22 protein-coding genes are annotated in these 16,672 nt (G+C 63.2%); 12 read left to right on the plus strand and 10 right to left on the minus strand.

Annotated features, from left to right (window positions below):
• Positions 1-326: 326 nt before the first annotated feature.
• Positions 327-1,586, plus strand: coding sequence for a dicarboxylate/amino acid:cation symporter (locus CDI09_RS08045; RefSeq protein ID WP_078525968.1), 1,260 nt, complete (start codon positions 327-329; stop codon positions 1,584-1,586).
• 99 nt (positions 1,587-1,685) lie between these two features.
• On the opposite strand, the gene CDI09_RS08050 is transcribed toward CDI09_RS08045, so the two are convergent.
• Entirely contained in the window at positions 1,686-2,906 is a 1,221-nt protein-coding gene (locus tag CDI09_RS08050) for an NADP-dependent isocitrate dehydrogenase (RefSeq protein WP_110571246.1), read from the minus strand.
• Positions 2,907-3,138: 232 nt separating this feature from the next.
• Between CDI09_RS08050 and CDI09_RS08055 the strand changes: the two genes are divergently transcribed.
• Complete coding sequence (locus tag CDI09_RS08055; RefSeq protein ID WP_078525969.1) at positions 3,139-4,794, plus strand: phosphoethanolamine transferase; 1,656 nt, start codon at positions 3,139-3,141, stop codon at positions 4,792-4,794.
• Positions 4,795-4,894: 100 nt separating this feature from the next.
• Here the strand turns inward: CDI09_RS08055 and CDI09_RS08060 are convergent, their stop codons facing one another.
• Together CDI09_RS08060 and CDI09_RS08065 are read right to left on the minus strand one after the other, a co-directional pair.
• Entirely contained in the window at positions 4,895-5,290 is a 396-nt protein-coding gene (locus tag CDI09_RS08060) for a hypothetical protein (protein ID WP_078525970.1), read from the minus strand.
• 76 nt (positions 5,291-5,366) lie between these two features.
• Positions 5,367-6,032, minus strand: a complete 666-nt coding sequence (locus CDI09_RS08065) for a GDSL-type esterase/lipase family protein (protein ID WP_236944460.1) — start codon at positions 6,030-6,032, stop codon at positions 5,367-5,369.
• A gap of 72 nt (positions 6,033-6,104) precedes the next feature.
• Here CDI09_RS08065 and CDI09_RS08070 point away from each other — a divergent pair, with 72 nt between their 5' ends.
• The 3 genes from CDI09_RS08070 (at position 6,105) to CDI09_RS08080 (ending at position 8,041) form a co-directional block, all read left to right on the plus strand.
• Positions 6,105-7,181, plus strand: coding sequence for a restriction endonuclease (locus CDI09_RS08070; RefSeq protein WP_078525971.1), 1,077 nt, complete (start codon positions 6,105-6,107; stop codon positions 7,179-7,181).
• A gap of 320 nt (positions 7,182-7,501) precedes the next feature.
• On the plus strand, positions 7,502-7,705 hold the full coding sequence (locus tag CDI09_RS08075; protein WP_236944461.1) for a hypothetical protein: 204 nt from the start codon (positions 7,502-7,504) through the stop codon (positions 7,703-7,705).
• 3 nt (positions 7,706-7,708) lie between these two features.
• Complete coding sequence (locus tag CDI09_RS08080) at positions 7,709-8,041, plus strand: DMT family transporter (protein ID WP_078525973.1); 333 nt, start codon at positions 7,709-7,711, stop codon at positions 8,039-8,041.
• A gap of 49 nt (positions 8,042-8,090) precedes the next feature.
• On the opposite strand, the gene CDI09_RS18110 is transcribed toward CDI09_RS08080, so the two are convergent.
• Together CDI09_RS18110 and CDI09_RS18115 are read right to left on the minus strand one after the other, a co-directional pair.
• Positions 8,091-8,468, minus strand: coding sequence for a hypothetical protein (locus tag CDI09_RS18110; protein WP_110571247.1), 378 nt, complete (start codon positions 8,466-8,468; stop codon positions 8,091-8,093).
• Positions 8,469-8,811: 343 nt separating this feature from the next.
• Positions 8,812-8,988 carry a hypothetical protein gene (locus CDI09_RS18115; RefSeq protein WP_167370204.1) on the minus strand — a complete coding sequence of 59 codons (177 nt, stop codon included), beginning with the start codon at positions 8,986-8,988 and terminating at the stop codon, positions 8,812-8,814.
• 206 nt (positions 8,989-9,194) lie between these two features.
• Between CDI09_RS18115 and CDI09_RS08095 the strand changes: the two genes are divergently transcribed.
• Positions 9,195-9,734 (plus strand): phosphate-starvation-inducible PsiE family protein, encoded by a 540-nt coding sequence (locus tag CDI09_RS08095; RefSeq protein WP_236944462.1) that lies wholly within the window; start codon positions 9,195-9,197, stop codon positions 9,732-9,734.
• A gap of 72 nt (positions 9,735-9,806) precedes the next feature.
• Here the strand turns inward: CDI09_RS08095 and CDI09_RS18120 are convergent, their stop codons facing one another.
• The gene (locus CDI09_RS18120; protein ID WP_165165657.1) at positions 9,807-9,968 is read right to left on the minus strand and encodes a hypothetical protein; all 162 of its coding nucleotides are present in this window, start codon (positions 9,966-9,968) and stop codon (positions 9,807-9,809) included.
• A 194-nt stretch (positions 9,969-10,162) separates the two neighbouring features.
• Between CDI09_RS18120 and CDI09_RS18125 the strand changes: the two genes are divergently transcribed.
• Both CDI09_RS18125 and CDI09_RS08100 read left to right on the plus strand, forming a co-directional pair.
• The gene (locus CDI09_RS18125) at positions 10,163-10,339 is read left to right on the plus strand and encodes a hypothetical protein (protein ID WP_167370205.1); all 177 of its coding nucleotides are present in this window, start codon (positions 10,163-10,165) and stop codon (positions 10,337-10,339) included.
• Positions 10,340-10,618: 279 nt separating this feature from the next.
• The gene (locus tag CDI09_RS08100) at positions 10,619-10,810 is read left to right on the plus strand and encodes a hypothetical protein (RefSeq protein ID WP_078525976.1); all 192 of its coding nucleotides are present in this window, start codon (positions 10,619-10,621) and stop codon (positions 10,808-10,810) included.
• 20 nt (positions 10,811-10,830) lie between these two features.
• Here the strand turns inward: CDI09_RS08100 and CDI09_RS18130 are convergent, their stop codons facing one another.
• Entirely contained in the window at positions 10,831-11,004 is a 174-nt protein-coding gene (locus CDI09_RS18130) for a hypothetical protein (RefSeq protein WP_167370206.1), read from the minus strand.
• 81 nt (positions 11,005-11,085) lie between these two features.
• Complete coding sequence (locus CDI09_RS08105) at positions 11,086-12,273, minus strand: aldose epimerase family protein (protein WP_078525977.1); 1,188 nt, start codon at positions 12,271-12,273, stop codon at positions 11,086-11,088.
• Positions 12,274-12,431: 158 nt separating this feature from the next.
• Here CDI09_RS08105 and CDI09_RS08110 point away from each other — a divergent pair, with 158 nt between their 5' ends.
• Positions 12,432-12,881 (plus strand): surface-adhesin E family protein, encoded by a 450-nt coding sequence (locus CDI09_RS08110; protein WP_249034007.1) that lies wholly within the window; start codon positions 12,432-12,434, stop codon positions 12,879-12,881.
• Positions 12,882-12,975: 94 nt separating this feature from the next.
• Positions 12,976-13,344, plus strand: coding sequence for a hypothetical protein (locus tag CDI09_RS08115; protein ID WP_078525979.1), 369 nt, complete (start codon positions 12,976-12,978; stop codon positions 13,342-13,344).
• An 88-nt stretch (positions 13,345-13,432) separates the two neighbouring features.
• Here CDI09_RS08115 and CDI09_RS08120 read toward each other — a convergent pair whose 3' ends face one another.
• On the minus strand, positions 13,433-14,362 hold the full coding sequence (locus CDI09_RS08120; protein ID WP_078525981.1) for a hypothetical protein: 930 nt from the start codon (positions 14,360-14,362) through the stop codon (positions 13,433-13,435).
• Between the two features lie 328 nt (positions 14,363-14,690).
• On the opposite strand from CDI09_RS08120, the gene CDI09_RS08125 reads away from it, so the two are divergent.
• Together CDI09_RS08125 and CDI09_RS08130 are read left to right on the plus strand one after the other, a co-directional pair.
• Complete coding sequence (locus CDI09_RS08125) at positions 14,691-15,302, plus strand: hypothetical protein (RefSeq protein WP_205836589.1); 612 nt, start codon at positions 14,691-14,693, stop codon at positions 15,300-15,302.
• 129 nt (positions 15,303-15,431) lie between these two features.
• Positions 15,432-15,959: a hypothetical protein gene (locus CDI09_RS08130; RefSeq protein WP_205836590.1), complete on the plus strand. Its 528-nt coding sequence runs from the start codon at positions 15,432-15,434 to the stop codon at positions 15,957-15,959.
• A gap of 98 nt (positions 15,960-16,057) precedes the next feature.
• Here the strand turns inward: CDI09_RS08130 and CDI09_RS08135 are convergent, their stop codons facing one another.
• Positions 16,058-16,237, minus strand: coding sequence for a hypothetical protein (locus tag CDI09_RS08135; protein ID WP_078525982.1), 180 nt, complete (start codon positions 16,235-16,237; stop codon positions 16,058-16,060).
• Between the last annotated feature and the right edge of the window lie 435 nt (positions 16,238-16,672).

Raw genomic sequence — 16,672 nt, forward strand, 5'->3', positions numbered from 1 at the left:
ACCTGTGGATACATCCGGCAGCCTCACTGAAGACCAGTGGCTGGGCATCCGGCACGCATGTCTATCTGCTTGATTTTCCTGCCCGTCTTGGTGCGCCCAACGGGTCAAGAAAAGGATAATGCATCTGGCGCATGATTGCGCATGAATATCTCTATAATCGCATCCTATCCAAAAGGGTAGGGGGGTATGCATATAACAGGTTTTTTATATCGGCCCTGCCGGTCAGTCCGATCAGGGGGGATTACTGCGCGTCTACCTTGCAAGACTGGGGGAGCGTGCGTTACTTCCGGCGTTCTCTTCTGATTAATGGCAGCAGGATTAATGATTTGGCCGAGCCCGTAAAACGTAATGCCAGCGGGCGCACGCGCGCCATTGTGGTCGCGCTGTTGCTGGGTGTGGTCGTGGGGCTGGGGCTGCATGCGGCGGGCCCTGCGGCGGCTGAAGGCGCCACCCGCTGCGCCACCCTGCTGACGGGGCTGTTCCTGCGCCTCGTGCGCATGATTATCGCCCCGCTTGTTTTCGCCACCCTCGTGTCGGGCATTGGCAGTCTTGGCGATGGCGCGCAGGTGCTGCGCATCGGCGGGCGCATCCTGCTGTGGTTTATCGTCGCCTCCTTCCTGTCGCTCGTGACCGGCCTGCTCGCCGCCAACCTGCTCCAGCCTGGAGTGGGCTTTACCGTGCCCACGGCAGTAGGCGATATGGGGCTGGCGCATGCGCATTTCGACCCGATCGAGTTCGTGCTGCACGTGGTGCCCACCAGCATTTTCGATGCCATGGGCCGCAATGACATTTTGCAGATCGTGGTGTTCTCCGTCCTGTTTGGCCTGGCACTGCCTGCGGCGGGCAAGGGCGCGCAGCGCATGATCCTGCCCTGGACGGATGAACTCGCCCGCATCATGCTGCGCATGACCGATATGGTGATGTATGCCGCCCCCGTGGCCGTGTTCGGGTCGGTCATGGGCAGCGTGGCCCATAGCGGCATTGGCATTCTGGGCATGTTTGGCGTGTTCCTGTGCAAGTTCTATGGCACGCTGGGCGTGCTGTGGGTGCTGCTGACCACCATGACCTTCTGCGTGCTGGGGCGGCGTGTGTTCGCGCTGGCGAAGCTGCTGCTCCAGCCCATCCTGCTCGGCTTTGCCACCGCGAGCAGCGAGGCCGTCTATCCGCTGCTTGTCGAGCGGCTGGAGCTTTTTGGCGTTCCTGACCGCATCAGCGGCTTCGTGCTGCCGCTGGGCTACAGCTTCAACCTTGATGGCTCGGTGCTGTTCCAGTCCTTTGGCGCGCTGTTCATCGCGCAGGCCTATGGCATCCATCTGCCTGTGGGCCAGCAGATCGCGATGGTGCTGGTGATGATGCTGAGCAGCAAGGGCATTGCGGGCGTGCCGCGCGCGGCCCTGGTCACGCTGGCCGCCGTCATGCCGCAGTTTGGCCTGCCCGAGGCGGGGCTGGCGCTGATCCTGGGCATTGACCACTTCCTCGACATGGCGCGCACGGCCACGAACGTGCTGGGCAATGGCTATGCCGCCGCCGTCGCTGCCCGGTGGGAAGGCGAACTGGCCGACCACGCGCTGGAGGAGGGGGCGTAACCCCTCGTGTGTGTGAAACGTTTCTGGTGAAGCTTTTTTCAAAAAACTTCTGAAAAATGCCGCCTTTTTGAAAAAAGGCGGCATCCCGGAACTTCTGCTTTATGCTTTTGCCAGCGCCGTGCGCAGCTTTTCATCGAGCACATCGAGGAAAGGCTGGGTGTCGAGCCATTTGGTGTCCTTGCCCACAAGCAGGGCGAGGTCCTTGGTCATCTGACCACCTTCCACCGTTTCAATGCACACGCGCTCGAGCGTATGGGCGAAATGGGTGACATCGGGCGTGTCATCGAATTTGCCGCGATAGGCCAGGCCACGCGTCCAGGCAAAGATTGAGGCGATGGGGTTGGTGCTGGTGGGCCGCCCCTTCTGGTGCTCGCGGAAGTGGCGGGTCACGGTGCCATGGGCGGCTTCGGCCTCCACCACGTCGCCCGTGGGGTTGAGCAGCACCGAGGTCATCAGGCCAAGGCTGCCGAAGCCCTGGGCCACGATGTCGCTTTCCACGTCGCCATCATAGTTCTTGCATGCCCAGACATAGCCGCCCTTCCACTTCAGCGCGCAGGCCACCATGTCATCGATCAGGCGGTGCTCGTAGGTCAGGCCCAGCTTTTCGAACTCGGCCTTGAACTCGCGCTCGTACACTTCCTGGAACACATCCTTGAACATGCCGTCATAGGCCTTGAGGATGGTGTTCTTGGTGGACAGGTAAACCGGCAGTTTGCGGTCGCGCCCATAGGCCAGCGAGGCGCGGGCGAAGCCCTCGATCGAGGCGCGGGTGTTGTGCATGCCAAGGGCTACGCCGGGGCCTTTGAAGTCATGTACGTCAAGCACCTGCTCGGGGCCGCCATCAGCCGGGGTGTAGCGCAGCGTGACCTTGCCGGGACCGGGAATGCGCGTTTCAGCCGCGCGGTAGATGTCGCCATAGGCATGGCGGCCGATCACGATGGGCTGGGTCCAGTGCGGCACGAGGCGCGGCACGTTGGAGCAGATGATGGGCTCGCGGAAGATGGTGCCATCAAGGATGTTGCGGATGGTGCCGTTGGGCGAGCGCCACATCTTTTTCAGGCCGAATTCTTCCACCCGTGCCTCATCAGGGGTGATGGTGGCGCATTTCACGCCCACGCCGTAGCGGCGCACGGCCTCGGCGGCTTCCACGGTCACGCGGTCATCGGTCTCGTCGCGGTGGGTGATGCCGAGGTCATAATATTTCAGGTCGATATCGAGATAGGGCAGGATCAGCCGCTCGCGGATGAAATGCCAGATGATGCGGGTCATCTCGTCGCCATCCATTTCGACAACGGGATTCTTGACCTTGATCTTTGTCATGGTACGTCTGTGTGCCTTTGTTAAATCTGGTTTTTTTGAAGGATATTTTTTTGTGGCGCCCGTCTGCGCGGGTCCTCCCGGCGGCCCGCATTATTAGGCGTGTGCCCGGACGATAAAAAGCATTGCCGCGTGCCGGTTCGTTCACAAACGTGCCAGCCCTGATGGGCGGGGCTGTTTGCCGCCATTGCGCACGGGTCTACCCGCCTGTGTGCACCCGTGGCATGAAGGTGGCATGAACTGGCATTTCCCCCCACGTGGCCTGTGGCGCAGGCCCCGGTCATGGCGGCAGGCCTGGCCTGATGTGCTGCTGGGGCTGATGGCCGGTCTTGCGCTGCTGCCCGCCTGCACGGCGTTGCAGGGCATTGCGCGCGCGCTCATGCTGTGGGGGGTGATTGCACTCGCCTTCAACAGCAGGCGGGTGCTGCTCGCATTCCTGCTGCCTGCCGTCGTGTTGCTGCCCGGCGCGCTGTATTACATCCATATCAGCGGGGCGCCGCCGGGTTATCCGTTATGGCTGATCCTGTTCTACTGCTCGGTGCCGGTGGTGATGGGCTATGTCGCCCCGGTGCTGCCGTGGCTGTGCGCGTGGGCGGTGTTCTGGTCGGGGCTGGCAGCACTTTACGTGTCGCGCCCGCGCGGGGCGGTGGTACCATGGCCCGCCCGGTGGCGCCTTGGCGCGGTGGCGGTGCTGGTGGCGCTGACGGTGGTGCCGCTGATCCGGCTGTGGCACAGCCTGCCGCCCACCCGCGCGGGCACGGAGAACCCGCTGGTGGCCATCCATGCCCGCTTTGACCGCGCCTGGCCGTGGAGCCTGCTCAGCGGCTATGCGGCAGCAAGGCGCGAGACATGGCGCGTGACCGCCATGGCGCGGCGGATCAGCCATGAGCCGGTCACCTTCCTGGCCCCTCCCGCCACCGATGCGCCACAGGTGATCGTGCTGGTCATTGGCGAGAGCGCGCGCCGCGACCACCATCACGGCTTTGGCTACGGCCTGCCCACCACGCCCGAAATGGACCGGCTGCCCGGCCTGCTGCGCTTTGACAATGTGGTCACGCCCTTTGACTACACGGTGGGTGCCGTGCCGGTCATCCTGTCGGGTTATGACCGGCTGCGGCCGGGGGCCTCGCCGGGGCATGACCTTGTCTCGGTGTTCAACGCGGCGGGGTTCGATACGTGGTGGATCAGCAACCATCCCCGCCTTGGCCCGTATGACAGCGTCATCGGCGCCTATTCGGAGCAGGCGCATCATATTGCCTACACCACCGTGCAGGGCGGCGTGATGAGCCGCCCCGTGCTTGATGAGCGGATGCTGCCCGTGTTCGAGCAGGCCGTTGCCGGGGCGAAGGGGCCGGTGCTGATCGTGCTGCACCTGTTTGGCAGCCACGAGAACGCGGCCGACCGTTACCCCCCGGGCTTCGCCCATCTGGGCAGCGCCTATGACAACAGCATCGCCTATACCGACCATATCCTCGCACGCGTGCAGGCCAGCCTGCAGGCGCATGGAGGGGCATCAGCCCTGTTCTACGTGCCCGACCATGGGGTGCGGGTGAATGAATGCACGGCCGGCATCCCCGCGCATGGCGATGTGCGTGCGGCGTATGAAGTGCCGCTGTATTTCTGGGCCTCGCCCGAGTGGCAGGCCGCTCACGGTCCGGCCATGCAGGCCGCGCGCGCCAACGTGCATGCACCCTTTACGCTGGCCAGCATGCCCGCGAGCGTGCTTGAGGCGGCGGGACTGGCCTATGCGGGGCTGGATCGTGGCCTGTCGGTGCTGTCAGCCGATCCTGCCCGTCCACGCAGGATCGTGCATGGCGATGGTGCTGCCAACCAGAACGTGGATTACGACCATAGCCATGACGACCAGAGCTGCCATATCGCGCGCGATTAACCGGGTATGACCGAAGAAATTTCTGGTGAAGCTTTTTTTAAAAAGCTTCAAGGGAATGCCGCCTTTTTGAAAAAAGGCGGCACCCGAAAACATTTGGCCCTTACTTCCCGTTGGGGTGGTCCTTGCGCCAGGCGTCATAGCGGCGCTTGTCCAGGCAGTAGGCCAGGTCACGATAGAGCTGGATGTGGCGGATGTGGGTGACCTCCTCCTGGCAGCCGATCTTGTCGCTGTCCTTGTATTCCTCCCATGCGGGTTGCAGCACCAGGGCGCGTTCCTTTTCCGCCGTGACGCAGGCATTGGTCACCTCATCGCCAAACTCGGTGGTGCAGGCCTCCACGACCGGATAGTTGGGAAATGTCAGCGCGGGAGCGGCAAGCTGCACTTCGGGGCGGATATAGAGCGAGTTCAGTTCCGCCTCGGGCACGTCGGCGCGGGCGGCGGGCACGCAGGCCACGGCCAGTGCACCCAGCAGGGCACAGGTGATGATCTTGTTCATGTCTGTATGCCTTCTTCATTCGAAAAAGCGCGGCACGGGGCTGCGCGCCTTATGTGGCCATAATGCCAGTTCCTGCCTAGGGGAATGGGAATGTGCGTTCCCATGATGGCGCGGCCATAAGATTCCGCCACGCAGGCCAGTCCCGCACGAGCCGGGCCAGCACGGCATAGCCTGCCCCACCGGGATGCAGCCCATCGCCCTGACTGATCCCGCCACACCATGCGGCACTGCCCAGCAGCGGCGCCCATACGGACAGGAATGGCACGCCAGTCCGGCCACATAAGGCCGCCATGGCCCGCTCAAGCACGTGGGTGCGCTGGTCGGGGCCGGGCCGCCCCACGGGCGGGGGGCCGATCATCAGGGTTGGCCACGTGCCGCGGGCCTGGCGCAGGATCTGTTCGGTCGCGTGCAGGCTGTCCTGTAGCGCAAGGCGGGGCTGGCCAGAGGCATCAGCCGCGCTGTCATTGGCCCCGAAGGACAGGACAATGCCACCGTCACCGCGCCCGTGCAGGCGGGCCTGCGCTTCAGCCTGCCAGCGCTGCGCGATGTCGTGGCTGGTCTGGCCCCTTACGCCAAGGTTGTAGAGGGTGAGATCATGCCCGGCCTGCTGCTCCAGCGCGCAGAGCCGACCGGCCCAGCCCTGGCAGGTTTCATCGCCCGTTCCCGTGACGTAGCTGTCACCGATAAAGCAGAGTCGCATGCGGGCATGATAGGCCCCGACCTTGTGCGAAGGCACTGTCATTTCACTACTTTCTTATTTTGTTCTCATGTTTTAAACTGGTTGTGCCAGGAATTTGGGGGAGCACGAACACACATGCGGGCAGGCATCATGCCATGGTTGGGCCTGTGGCTTCTACTGACAGCCGTACCCGCACTGGCAGCCCCTACCCCCTATCAGGTGGCTCCTGCCGCTATTGGGTGCACGCAGGTTGCCAGCCTGCGCCGGGTGGCGGAACTGTCCCTTTCCATGTCTGCCGCCGCCTATGCACAGGCGCTGGCCCAGTTGCATTGCCAGCGTGTTGACGGGGCGGGAACGTGGCAATTACTGGGCACGCACGACACGGTTGCGCGCTTGCGCCCGCTGCCTGTGCGGCGGGGTGAGGTGTCGCTGTATTTTGCCAGCAGTGCCGTGAGTGTAGCGGCGCTCGCGCCCGCAGCGCTGCCACCGGGGGTGTGGCGGTTGGTACTGGCGGGTGGTGTGGCGGTGCTGCTGTGGTCCATGCTGCGCTACGGCGGGCAATGGTGGCGGCGTGGGCGCGCGTGGCGGCTGTGCGGGCAACTGGTGCGCCACCATGCCGAGGCCCTGCGCATCCGCCGCCAGCAACTGGTGCAGTTCAACAGTTATGGGGTGGAGCGCACCACGAAGTGGGAGCGTGAGCAGGCGGAATTCGTCAGGACAATCATCCAGCCTGCCCTGCGCGGCAAGAGGCTGGCGGCGACGTGGCCTGCCCTCGCCCCGCGCGTGCTGGCGCTGATCGATCAGGTGGCGCGTCAGGTTCCTGCTGGCACCAGGGCGGCGGATGGCTTTTCACCCGACATGGACCCCATCGCCTATGAGCGTTACTGCGCCGCCCGCCTGCGGGCCTGTGGCTGGGATGCGCACGCCACTCCGCCGGGCGGTGATCAGGGGGCGGATGTCATTGCCGTGCATGGCCATGTCAGGCTGGTCGTGCAGTGCAAGCTGTACCGCAACGCCGTGGGCAATGAGGCCGTGCAGCAGATTGCAGCCGCCCGCCTGCATTACCATGCCGATGTGGCGGCCGTGGTCTCGAATGCGGATTACACGATTCCGGCCCGGCAGCTTGCCCGGTCCAACAACGTGTTCCTGCTGCATCACGATGAACTGCCTGCCTTTGCCGCCCGGCTGGCGCGGGCGCGCAAGAAGGCATGACGGACATATTGTGTCATAACATGACACGCACCAGCCCGCCCGTTCGCGCGCCCCGGCCTGAGGGAGAGGAGGTCAGTCCTTCGCGGGCTGGGAAACCGTGGCAGAAGGCCGATTACGCGTGCTCAGCCGGACCGTAATCAGCAGATGGGCGATCATACGTGCAGAGTTGCTCATGGATCATACCTCCTATCCTCTTCATACATGAATCGTTTCGCAAAAGCGAAGGTTTCCTGAAACATGGCTGCATTTTGTGCTGCTGTTGCGCTGCATGGTGTCCATTCCCATCTATAGGCATGAACGAAACAGGACAGGATCAGGGCTTGAAACGACATCGTGTGATGCTGGACGGGCGTGAACTCTATGCTGGCGCGCAGTGGACGCACGTACAGCGCTTTGCCGCCGCCCTGCAGGCCAGAGGGCAGAATGCCGTGGCGATTCGCGATGAAACACCCCCGCCCCCCCGTGCGCCACGCGCCCGTCTGCGCGGCCTGCCGCCACGGCCCACCCCGCCCACAGGGGCGTGAGGCATGGCGTACTGTTATCTGGTCATTGCCATCATGGCGGAGGTTACGGCCACGTTCTGCCTGACCCTGTCCAACGGCTTTACGCGGGTGGGGCCATCATGCGTGACGGTGGTGGGGTATGGGGTAGCGTTTTATGCGCTGTCGCTGGCGTTGCGGGTCATTCCCACCGGTGTGGCCTATGCCATCTGGTCAGGTATTGGCACGGTGCTCATTACGCTGGTCTGCCGCGTGGTGCTGGGGCAGAAGCTCGATCTGGCCGCCATTGCGGGCATGGCCCTGATCGTGTGCGGCGTGCTGGTCATGAACCTGCTTTCAGGGGCAGGGCAGCACGGATAAAGGTTTTGGCCGAAGCTGGTTTCAGAAAGCTTTCAGGCATGCTTCCCATTTAAAAAAAGGCTGGCTCCGCGTGGAGCCAGCCCCTGTCATGCTCAGCGGTGGCGGCCACCGCCGCCGGGTCCATGACCCCCGCCGCCGCCAGGACCATGGCCTCCGCCGCCGGGGCCGCCAGGGCCGCCGGGTCCATGCCCGCCCCCGCCTGGGCCCCCGCCGCCCGGACCACCGCCACCGGGGCCACGGCCCGGGCCGCCGCCATGATCGCCGCGTGGTCCTCTGCCCATAAAGGGGCCACCGCCGCCACCCCGACGCGGGCCGCGAAACCCGCCGCCACCGATATATTCCGGCGCGCCGCCATAATAATCGCCATAGCCATTGTAATAGCCACTGTAACCGTAGCCGCCGCCATATCCACCGTAATAGCCCCCACGCGGGCCGTCCACGCAGGCGCTCAGGCCACTGGCTACGGCCAGTACGCAGAGGGATCGGGTCAGTTTTTTCATGGGGTAGATCGTCCTTATTGTCATTGCGATGGCAGGGTTGGGCCTGCGGGGCGCATATGAGTGCACTAAGACGACTGTTCCGGTCTTTTCACGCGCATGCAAGGGCGTGGGGAAACCGTGCCCCTGTTTTTTCGCACAAAGAAGTCTCTGGCGAAGCTTTTTTCAGAGAGCTGTGGAAAATGCTGCTTTCCTCAACCCTTCCCGCCATGGGGCAGGGGAGTATGACCGGGAGAGATGACGGGGCCATCCCATCCCGGCCAGCCCGCATGCTTATTTCAGGCCATCGGCCTTGGCGAGTTCTTTGACGCGACGCAGCAGCGAGGTTGCGTAATCTTCCGCTTCCATCTTGGAGCTGAACCCGGCAATGGCGCCGGTCAGGCCACCAATGTTGATTTCAATCGTGAATTTGCCCTGTGCGTCGGGTCCGGTCGCTACGGCTTTGCTCATGATGGCATCCTGTTCGTCATGGTGTGTATCAGGGACACACGCGGTGTCCGTCTCATCATAAATGGGGTGGCGCAGGACCATCATCCAGACCCGCCCCTGCATGGCAGGATGCCATGACGCAATCTTGACATGGCGGTGGTCGATACAGGGGTCATGCCGCTGGTTTTGCGCAGGCAGGGGTAAGCTTGTTACAAGGGCTGCTTTTCATGGCGCGGCATGCTTTGTGCCCGCGCCGCTCCAGCCAGGATATTGCCCCGCATATGATGAAGCGCCTGCCCGGTTTCTTTCAGATGGCCCGCCTGTTCGACCTGTTCGAGGAGGGGGTGATGCTCATTCTGACCCTGCTGATCGTGGTGATCGCGGGCACGTCGCTTGTGCATGTGGTGGTGGCGGTGGGGCGCATGGTGCTGACCTCGGGGCTGAACCCGACCAGCCCGGAAGTGCTGCAGGGCATTTTCGGCATGTTCTTTACCGTGCTGATCGCCCTTGAGTTCAAGCATTCCATTCTGGTGCTGCCCGATGCGCAGCCCCATAGCATGATCCGCATGCGCTCGGTGCTGCTGATCGGCATGCTGGCCACGGTGCGCAAGTTCATCGTCATCGACCTCAAGGAAGTCGATGTGATGGAACTGCTGGCCCTCTCGGCTGCCGTGCTGTCGCTGGGCATTGTCTACTGGCTGGTGCGTGCGCCGATACCGGGTGCCGCAGCACCGACCGGCGAGGCGCCTGCCACGCCGGAAGGGTGAAGGAATAAAAGTTTCCACACGCCGCCTTTTTCAGGAAGGCGGCGTTCTTCTGAATCTTTTATTCCTGAGGGCCTATTTCGCGCGGGCGAGGTCATCCTCAAGCTTTTTCATGCGCGCGGCAAGCGCATGGGCGTGCTCGGGCCGGTCTTTGAGCGCAATGGCGTGGTCACGGCGCACCTGCTCAAGTTCACGCTCAAGATCGGTGGTGGACGGCATGTGATGGTCTGCGGACATGAACTGGCTCCATAAAACTGTGGTTCCTGTTCATGTCGGAATGTGTCGGGGCTGGCGCAACCTGTTTTTTGCGCGGATGTGGTATGTCGTGGCGGATCAGTGGCTTGCAGCGCGCAGGTGCGCTGGCATGATGGGCTTCAACATGCCCGCACACGGGTGCATGACCTCATGCATGAGGGAAAGGAGAAGGGCTGATGGATTTCAAGGATGGCGATATCGTGGTGGTGAAGGACGATGCGGCGGTCAGGCCCGAACAGCGCGGCTTCAAGGGTGCCATCGTGGAAATGATTGAAAACGGACAGGTTCGCGTGCGCAATGACCGCACCGGCAATGATGCCTGGTTCTCGGTCGGGGACCTGCGCCACGAATGAACGCGGGCGTGTGGTCAGCCTCCACCCGCAGGCGTGCGAACTGTCAGTTTCTGCTTGATATGCTTTTGCAGGAACGCGTGGGCAGGGCGGGCGACAGTAACGCGATGCAAGCATGAAAATGGGTGGGGCGGAGATCACATCTGCATGAGTAGCGCGCCGTTGCGCGGCAGGCGCATTGCCGCCGCGCATGCCGGGTTTGGACGGTTGCGGTCACATGGTGATAGAAGTACGAAGACCGGCCCCGCCGGGAACCGGACCGACAGACAGCGAAGAGATTTGATGAACCGCAGCAAGATTGTAAAATGGGGGACCATCGTGTCCCTGCTGCTGATGATGGGCAGCGTGGGCGTGCTGGTGCGCGGCATGACGGCTGATGGCATTGGTCCCATCTCATGGATGGTGGCCGAGGGACTTGCGGGGCTTGGCCTGCTGGGGCTGGGAATCATCAACATAAGTGGCGGGCGCGACTGAGCGCGCCCACCGGGGCGGGTCTAGTCGCCCATACCGGGGCCGCCTGAGCCGCCTGGCCCGTCACTCGGTGCGTCCTGCCCGGGCGAGCCGGTCATGCCGCCAATGCCGCCGCTCTGGTCGGGATCGCTGGGCGAATGGCCGGACTGGCAGGCTGCCAGCCCTGCGAGAAGCAGCAGAACGGTAATTTTTTTCATTTAGGGTTTGCGTCCTTCGATCACGATATGGCGAGGTATGTAAGGATATTGGCGCCGGAATCAAAGCCTTTCCCCGCATCTTTAAGGCGTGGGTGCGCCAGCGGGTTCCACGCCAAGGCGGTAGATGGTTGTTTCATCATATATCTGGCCGGGACGCAGTTCGATCGAAGGGAAGTCCGGATGGTTGGGGCTGTCGGGGTAATGCTGGGTTTCCAGCGCCACGCCGTCGCCCTGCCGGTATGTGTGGCCTGAAGGTCCGGCATAGGCTCCATCAAGTGAATTGCCCGTATAGACCTGCAGGCCGGGCTGGGTGGTCAGCACCTCCACCACCCGGCCCGATGCCGGGTCGCTCAGTCGGGCCGCAGGCGCTGGCGTTGCGGCATGGGCGCGGTTGATGATCCAGTTCTGGTCATAGCCGTGGGCATAAAGCATCTGGGGCATGCTGGCGCGCAGGCGCGCGCCAATGCGGTGCGGCGTGCGGAAATCGAGTGGGGTGCCTGCCACGGGGGCGATGGCGCCGAGCGGCAGCGCATTGGCATCGGTGGGCGTATAGGCATCGGCATTGAGCTGGAGCACGTGGTTTTCCACCGTGCCGCTGCCCTCGCCACTCAGGTTGAAGTAGCTGTGGTTGGTCAGGTTGATGACCGTGGGCCGGTCCGTCGTGGCGCGGTAGTGCAGCGAAAGCTCATTGCGCGTGTTGAGCGCGAAGGTGACATGCGTGGTCAGTGTGCCGGGAAAGCCTTCCTGCCCGTCGGGGCTGATGAGCTTCAGGGTCACGCTGGCGGCGTCTGCCGTAACGGCCGTGCCCTCCACGGTCCAGACCTGCTTGTCAAACCCCCTGCGGCCGCCATGCAGCGCGGTCGTGCCTTCGGTGGGGGGAATGTGGTAGCGCTGGCCTTCAAGCATGAAGGTGCCGTGAGCAATGCGGTTGGCCACGCGCCCCACCGTCGCCCCGAAGAACAGGCCGCCCCTGGCGCTGTCCACCGTATAGCCTGCCAGCGTGGGGAACCCCAGCACCACGTTATCGACATGGCCGGTGCGGTCGGGCGCCTCAATGGCGGAAATGATGCCGCCATAGCTCAGCACCCGCACGCGCATGCCGTGTGCATTGGTCAGGGTGAACTGCTCGACCGGCTGGCCATCGGGCGTTGCGCCAAACGGCGCGCGGGCCAGGGTGGGCGCGGGCAGGGGCTGTGCCGCAGCCGTGCCGGTCATGAGCATGGCGGCTGCCAGCAGGGTGGCGTGGGTGTGTGGAAAAAGGGCCTGCATGGCGGCGTCCTGTCAGCGTGAAGCGAGATGCGACGTGTTTGCGGGTGGTTTATCTTGCCGCTATTGGCATGATCCTGCAAAACAGTCTTGTGATGTGGGGTCTGGCATGCATGGGCATTGCACATGCATATGAAAGGGAGACAATGGGATACAGGGTAGTGTTGGCAGTGATGGCCGGAGGACTCGCCTGTAATGGCCTGGCGGGCGGCGCGCGGGCGGCACTGGCGCAGGAACCTGCTTCCCCCGCCGCGCATGTGGCGGCAAATCTGCAGAAACTGCCGCCGTACCAGAACAAGGTGAACGAATATATCGACCTTGCTTCGGTGCAGGCGCGCGGCACCCATTCGTCGGCCACGTTCATCCAGGATTTTGACGAGGACATGATCCGCCACGGGCTGCCTTTTGCCTCGGTGCGGTTTTCTGTCGTCTATAACTGTGCGGGTGATACCTATCGCACAATGGCCTATTCCACCTGGTCAGGCCATATGGGCACCGGCCACCGCATTGCCGATGGCCCCGTGCCCCGTGGCGAAATGACGGTTGACCCCTCCCTGCGCGATGGACGTCGCATCGCCTGTGGCAAAAACCCGCATGGCGGGGAGGAGTGAGTCTCCACCCTGTGGATAAAACGGTAAATAATGTGGATAAACGGGTGGACGGGCCACGGGCTTACGCACCACATGGCTGAGGGAACAGATAAAAATGAGTGATGAGGCGACTGTGGACAGTCAGCTGATTGACGCCGTGGCAACAGCCCTGGAAGGGGATGGCGCACCCCCCGCTCTGACCCCCGCCGCGCGCGAGCAGGCCCGCGCCTTCGTGCAGCGGCTGGAACAGCAGGGGCTGAGCGTGACCCCGGCAGGCGACGTGTCCGCCCTGCGCCTGATTTCAGACGGGTTTATCGACCTGTTCTCGAGTGAAGACCGCAAGCTGAAATACAGCTCCCTTCTTGTGCTGTTCGTGGTGCTGGTGGTGCTTTACGTGCAGCCGCTGGTCATTCTGTTCGGGTTGCTGCTCAGCGGCGTGATCTTTTTCATACAGGCGCTGCGGCGCGACAACGCGGCGAACTGACAGACCAACGGCTGTGCCGCCCGCAGGTTTCACGTCTCTGCCTGCAACAGCTTCTGAAGCTTTTTGAAAAAAGCTTCACCAAAAACTTTTATTGTTTCTGGTCAGGGGACTGTCCTGTTGCGGCCTGTGGCGTTGCGGTCGCGTTCTTGGCGGGCAGGATATCATCGCTGCCGCTCGAGCCCGATACGAGCTGCCACTGCCGCCTGTCATCCTGATAGCGCGAGAGGCACATGAGCAGGGCCTGATATTTTTCCAGCCGGCCCGGATCATTCACCATGGACAGGCACGCCCCGCGCAGGTCGCTGTCATAGCCGGTCCAGTGCGCGCTCAGCGTGGCCTGGCTTTTCTGTTCGGCGCCGACGCATTCGCCATCCGTATCGAGCATTTCCACATGGGCGCGGTCGCAGTTGGCGGCAATGTCGTATTGCGGCAGCGCCACCTTGCGCCCGTGCTGGGTGTCATAGGGGTGGTGGGCCAGTTTTTCTATGTCCAGCCCCGGCTGGGTCGGGGGGGCGGCGGCTGCGGGTTGCAGCGGGGGCGGCAGGCTTTCGCCGTGGGCCATCGCGTAATGGGCCAGATCCTCAAGCGCAGGCATCGCGCCCTTGAGCGAAAACGAAACGGGATCATGCTCGAAGGGGATGAGCGCGCCGGTGCTGGCGTTTTTCAGCGCGTTGATCATGTCGGGCACGGTGTCGGGCTTGAGGTCGCCGCCTGCGGTGTCCCATTTCTGGCCGGTCAGAAAGGTCTGGAGGGCGACGGTGAACTTGCCGATCATCGCCATGGCGGTTTCCACGCCCTTGGGGTTGCGGTACTTGCCGCGGCGCTGGTGGAAGGCAATGCCAAGCGTGCCGCTGGCCGAGCGGTAGAACATCACATCAAGCGTGCCCTGATGCGATATGATCATGGGCTGCCCGCCGGGGCCGCTATTGGCGAAGATCCAGTCAGGATCGGCGGCGCGCGCCTGTGTGGTGGCGCAGAGGGTTCCGATTGCCAGGATGGCAGCAGGTAACAGGCGCATCCCGGCTTTTTCCTTCCAGATCCATGAAAAAACAGTGCGAGGGAACCGTATGATAACGGCCCCGCGCCCGCAGGCCAATGCCGCGCACGCACGGCGGCTGTGTCCGGGAGTGTATCGGGGTGCGAAAATGAAAATCTTCTTTACTATTATTATGCGCGCCTGCGTGGCAGGCATCGGCTGGGTGGAGAGACATGCTTTGTCGCAGGGCGGGTAGACCCCTTTCCTTATCCATAATTATGACAATATATGTCAACATCACGCCTGGGCGATGCTGAAACCGTCCATCATTCCGATTCGTCGGTCCTTGTTGCAATGGGATTGTCGCAAAGTGAGCACGAAACTTAATGTTCTTCTGGGTTGCCTCATCTGCCTTGCCCTGCCGGGCGGGGCGCAGGCACAGTCCTATGATGACACGGCGCATGCCATGCCGGTGGCCATGCAGCCTCAGGATGAAAACAGCAGTCCCAGCCCGTCGCAGATGCTCGTTGATGAACATGGCGGCGGCTGGGTCGCCATCCATCACACGCCCGATGCCGGAGTGCATACCGATCTGTGCATCGCCGGGTCGGAAAGCGAGATCCTGATGTTCCGCGCCGATGCCGACTCGCTGCAGGTGCGTAGTGCGGACGATCACTGGACCCTGGGCAATGGCCAGAAGGGCGACATGACGGTAACGGTCGGGGCCTATACGCATGTCTTTCACATGCAGGCCAATGATGCCACGACGCTGGCGGCCAACCTGCCCGCAGCCGACATGACCAGCCTGCTTGACGCCATGGCCCACCAGCGCCTTGCGGTGGTGCGCTTTGGGGATCAGCCGCCGCTCAGCGTCAATCTCGCCGGTAGCGTGCCCGTGCTCGACCGCTTTCGCGGCTGCGCGGAAACCCAGCATTTTGCCGATCTGGGCCAGGGTGCGGGGCAGAAATCCTCGCCGTTCTGATTGTCCGTCCAGCCGCGCATGCATGGCTGCCCGCACGTTGCGTTGTGGTGACAAACCACGTGTCTATGGCAAAAACTGCCTTCCGAATGCCAGCCGCAGGCTGATTTCTTGACGGAAGGAAGACACGACGTGAGGCGACGTTTTCATCTTGGTGCGCTGGCCGGGCTGGCCCTCATGGCCACGGGTGTGGCGTGCGCACCCGCCATGGCCCGTGACCCCAGGGGGCATGTCGCCCCGCCCCCGCCGCCGCCAACGCTTGATGTCGCGTCCTTTCAGGCGCAGGCGGCGCAGTATGTGGGCAAGTCCGTGCACATCGAGGGATGCACCATCACCTCCGCCAATTCGGGTGGGGCGGATTGCGCGGCCTTCCGTATTGCCGACCTGCCAGGAAAGGTGGACTGGAACGGCGCCATACCGCTCGATGGCCCCACGATGGAGGAAGCCTCCTTTCGCAAGGCGCAGCAGATCTGTGGTGATACCGGCCAGCACGAGCAGTGCCGTGCCGATGTGACCGGCGTGGTCTATGATCCGTTCGGAGATATGGGCGTGCAGGGCCAGCGTAATTTCGAGCTGCGTCAGGTCCGCATTCACTGGCTGGCGGAGCCGGCTCCAAAAAAGGCGACCGGCCACCACGCCATGCGGCAGGCCGCCCGCTGAACGGGCCGTCTGGCATCAGAAGCTCAGAATATTTCTGGTGAAGCTGTTTTCAGGCAGCCTTGAAAGACGCCGCCCTGTTGAACAGTGGGCGGCGTTTTTTATCCCGCGTGACCAAGCAGGTGTGAGAGCAGGGTGAACACACCCCCGCACAGCACGCTGCCCATGACCACCATAGGCACGATCCAGGCCTCGCGGATGAAGGATGTCACATGCGTCATGGCGCGGCGTGTGGCCGGGCTGCGCACGGGCGACAGGGATGGATTGAACGTGGTTGTCATGGCGTGACGTCCCCGGGCGCGAAGGCCCAAAAAAGCGACTGCGGTGCGTGACCGGTGGCGCGTAATGGAGACACGGCGCGACGCTGTCAAGCACGAAAAACGGCTGCGTGCGGGGCTGGTATTCAGGGGGCGGAAAAAAACCCGGTTTTCAGGTCATTTTTCACGCCAGCATGTTTTGCATGCAGGGCGGTCCTGTTGCGCCGGATGGGGTCAGGCAGGCCGGGTTGCCCCTACGGTTCTGCCTTGCGGTGATTCGCGGGGGAGGAGGCTGTTCCAGGGGGCAGTGCGATGCCGTCTTGGCGTTATCGCGTGCCGGGTGTGGCGGGCTGAGGGACTATCGGGCGGTTGTCTGCTGCGGTGAGGGTTCCGGTATTGCAGGGCGCCGCCTGTTCGGGGCGTGCGTGCAAGGTTGTTGCTTTCTTGCATGGCTGCCCC

The sequence above is a fragment of the Komagataeibacter nataicola genome (genome assembly GCF_003207795.1).
Classification (GTDB): domain Bacteria; phylum Pseudomonadota; class Alphaproteobacteria; order Acetobacterales; family Acetobacteraceae; genus Komagataeibacter; species Komagataeibacter nataicola.